This window comes from Chromohalobacter sp. HP20-39 (genome assembly GCF_033052815.1).
In the GTDB taxonomy this organism is placed as follows: Bacteria; Pseudomonadota; Gammaproteobacteria; order Pseudomonadales; family Halomonadaceae; genus Chromohalobacter.
This window is the reverse complement of the sequence record NZ_JAWHTP010000353.1, coordinates 1-332: the sequence shown is the minus strand read 5'-3', so window position 1 is coordinate 332 and position 332 is coordinate 1. Positions and strand designations below refer to the sequence as shown.

At 63.9% G+C, this 332-nt stretch carries 1 protein-coding gene; it reads left to right on the top strand.

All coding sequences use genetic code 11. The features are described 5' to 3' along the window. Window positions 1-151: 151 nt before the first annotated feature. A partial coding sequence (locus RVY79_RS18340) for a hypothetical protein (protein WP_317465967.1) occupies window positions 152-332 on the top strand: 181 nt, incomplete at its 3' end.

The window sequence follows — 332 nt, the reverse complement described above, 5'->3', positions numbered from 1 at the left end:
GTCGGCACCAGAAATTCGTACATCGACGGGGTGGTCATCAGCAAAACGCTCCTTGGGGTCCATCCATGGTGGCCAGCCGCCCGTGTCCTCCGGACTTGCCAGCCGCTGCGCATGGGTGCGCTGGCGACAGTGTAGGCGGAGCGCTGAATGATTGCTCAACAGTGACACGCGCCCCGCCATGAGGCGCCTGGCACAAGGTGCGTATCAGCGCCAGCGTACCGGTGCGCAGGATGCGGCGTGGCTATTGCCTGGGCAGGCACGGGGCCAACGACAGCCCCGGTCCAACACTTCAAATGACACGACACGTTCCAGCACGAGCGTGCATCCCAAAC